At 69.7% G+C, this 2,542-nt stretch carries 2 protein-coding genes; both read right to left on the bottom strand.

Features of this window, described 5'->3' with window-relative positions; genetic code table 11:
• Nucleotides 1–69: 69 nt before the first annotated feature.
• Nucleotides 70–1,983: a WXG100 family type VII secretion target gene (locus tag IE307_RS01845; RefSeq protein ID WP_191295671.1), complete on the bottom strand. Its 1,914-nt coding sequence runs from the start codon at nt 1,981–1,983 to the stop codon at nt 70–72.
• Between the two features lie 9 nt (nt 1,984–1,992).
• Nucleotides 1,993–2,505, bottom strand: coding sequence for a YbaB/EbfC family nucleoid-associated protein (locus IE307_RS01840; protein ID WP_191295670.1), 513 nt, complete (start codon nt 2,503–2,505; stop codon nt 1,993–1,995).
• Nucleotides 2,506–2,542: the final 37 nt, after the last annotated feature.

Here is a 2,542-nt window from a genome sequence, read left to right as displayed (position 1 = left end):
GAGCGGCGATTCTCCAGAACTGCGTCAGAACGAGACGGGATCAGGGGATCCCGGCTGTTGGCTTGGGACTTACTCCGTCGGCCGGACGGAACGCTCGAACGCGGTCGGCTGCGCGGTAGCGCCTCCGGCAGCCTCGAACCCGGCGGTCTGCTGCAGCGGTTCGCCTGCCATGAGCGGGTTGACGCTCTCGTAGTAGGCGGGCTCCGCGTCAACGCGTGCGTAGGCCTCACGCGGCTGCGACGGCTCGAGAGCGTCGTACGCGTGAGACATCTGCGTGCGCGCGAGCGGCTCGTAACCCGACTGGGCCTGCAACGGCTCCGACGGGGTCTCCGGGCTGATGTACATCTCACGCGCCTGCATCGGCTGCACCGGCGCCTCGAAACCGCCACCGCCACCGCCACCCGAGGTCATGCTGACGCCCGAGACCATCGTGGAGTCCGAAGCATCCACCCGGGAGAACGCCACGGGTGCCTGCACGGCCTCCGCGCGCTGCATCGGCTGCAGCGGTTCCATGGCCTCGCGCTGGAACGCCATGGGGGCCTGGACCGCTTCGGCCCGCTGGAACGCCATGGGGGCCTGGACGGCCTCCGCGCGCTGCATCGGCTGCAAGGGCTCCATGGCCTCGCGCTGGAACGACTGCATCGGCTGGACCGGCTGGGCCGCGTCACGCAGGAACGCCGTGGGGGCCTGGACCGCTTCGGCCCGCTGCATGGGCTGCAGCGGCTCCATCGCCTCGCGCTGGAACGACTGCGTCGGCTGCAGGGGCTCGGCCGCACGCATCGCGGTACGGGCCTGCAGCGGCTCGGACGCGTCCATCGCCTTGAGGGCGTGCATCGGCTCCGTGGACGCGGTGCGCCGGAGAGCCTGCATCGGCTCGCCGGCCTCCGTCGGCCGGAGGGGAGCGTTCGGCAGGGTCGCCTGCGCGAACCCTTCCGGCTGCACGGTGCCGATGCGCGCGTTGGCGAGCGTCGCCGTCGCGGTGCCTTCCGCCTGGACGGCGCGGGCGGTCATCGCGGCGGTCGCGGTACCGGTCGTGTCCGCGGCGGTCTTGCCGTCGGTCGCACCGGGAGGCGTGTTGCCGCCGCCACCGGCGCCGCCGCGGCCCGCCATCGCCTCGTCGATCTTGTCGTTGACGCCGTCCTGCGCCTTGTAACCCTCGTAGGTGATCTCGGCGACGTCAGCGGAGTTCTCGAACCGCTCCCAGCCCTTGCTGACCTTCTTCATGATGTCGTCGAGGTCGCCGATGCGCTTCATCTGACGGCCGAGGGCCGCGACGACGCGGGCGACGCGGGACGCGATGTTCACGCCCAGAGCGACGGCCTTGCCGACCGCGAAGCCACCGAAGATCGCGATCGAGGTGCCGAAGGTCGGGATCATCATGGCGGCGGCGATGATCGCGCCACCGATCAGCGAACCGATCAGCTGGGCGATGAGGTCGCGGACGATGTCGCGCAGGACCGTGACGAGCATGCCCATGATCGCGACGATCTTGGCCTTGCTCTCGACCGCGTTCGCGAGGTCGTCGAGCTCCTGGCTCATGCCGTCCATCGACGCCTTGAAGCGCTCGGACGACTGACCCGTCCAGCCGTCGAACGTGGCGAGGCCGCTCTTGTGGTCCTCGGCCAGCACCCGCAGCTCGGCCGCGCGCGCCTTGTTGGCCTCGACGTTGGCCTGGATCTCCTCCGGGTTGCCCATGAGCTGGTTCAGGGCGTCGCGGAGGAACGACACGTGCTCGATCAGCCAGCCGACACCGGCGCCGATGATGCTGCCGAGCGGGTCGATCGCGAACATCACCGTGGCCGAGGCCGCACCGATGGCGTTGAACGTGATGTCCAGGGCCTTCTCGGTCTCGGACTCGGCGTCCTTGCTGATGCCGTCGATCAGGCTGCCGTAGGCCTCGATGAACAGCGAGCCCTTGAGCTTGTTCTCCTCGGTGATGTGCATCCCGGGAGGAGACGGGAGTGGAGTTTCAGGCGCGGTCATCGCTGTTCCTTACCAGGGCTGGTTGTCGTCGTCATCGTCGTCGGCCGCGCGGGCCCGGCCGCGGACGGGCGCCGGCTGGGGCGCTGCCGCGGGACGGCTCACCGGCGGCGGAGCCGGAGCAGGTTCCGGCTCGTCGTCGACCTCGTCGTACGCGTCTTCGGTGTCCTCTTCGACCTCGTCGTCCGGGATCGAGTCCGACACCATCTGGTAGGCCTCGGTGCCCTCGCCGAGTGGCTTGAAGAGCTCGAGCACCTGTGTTGCCGCCTGCTTCTGGGCCGCTCGCGCGGTCTCCAGGATCAACGCGGTGAGCCGGGGTCCGCCCAGCTCGACCGCGCGATGCCCGAGTTGCAGGTTCTGCAGGCCGCCGTTCGGACCCACCGTCACCGTGACCGAGCCGTCCTTCGACGTCGCGGTGGCGCCCGCCGCGGCGACGTTCTCAGCGAGGTTCTCCGACTTCTGCTTCAGGTCGGCCAACTTGGCCTCGTACTCTTCGACCCACTGATAAGGGTTCGCGGCAGTCACACGGTCCTCCGGCGGCGGCGGTTCAATTGCGGTTGGG

The organism is Lentzea cavernae, from assembly GCF_014653695.1.
GTDB classification, from domain to species: domain Bacteria; phylum Actinomycetota; class Actinomycetes; order Mycobacteriales; family Pseudonocardiaceae; genus Lentzea; species Lentzea cavernae.
Note: the sequence above shows the minus strand (reverse complement) of the source record. Positions and strands in the feature narration are given on the sequence as shown.

Excerpts from the sequence above, each read along its gene's own strand:
- IE307_RS01845 (WP_191295671.1), bottom strand. The coding sequence starts at position 1,983 with ATGACCGCGCCTGAAACTCCACTCCCGTCTCCTCCCGGGATGCACATC.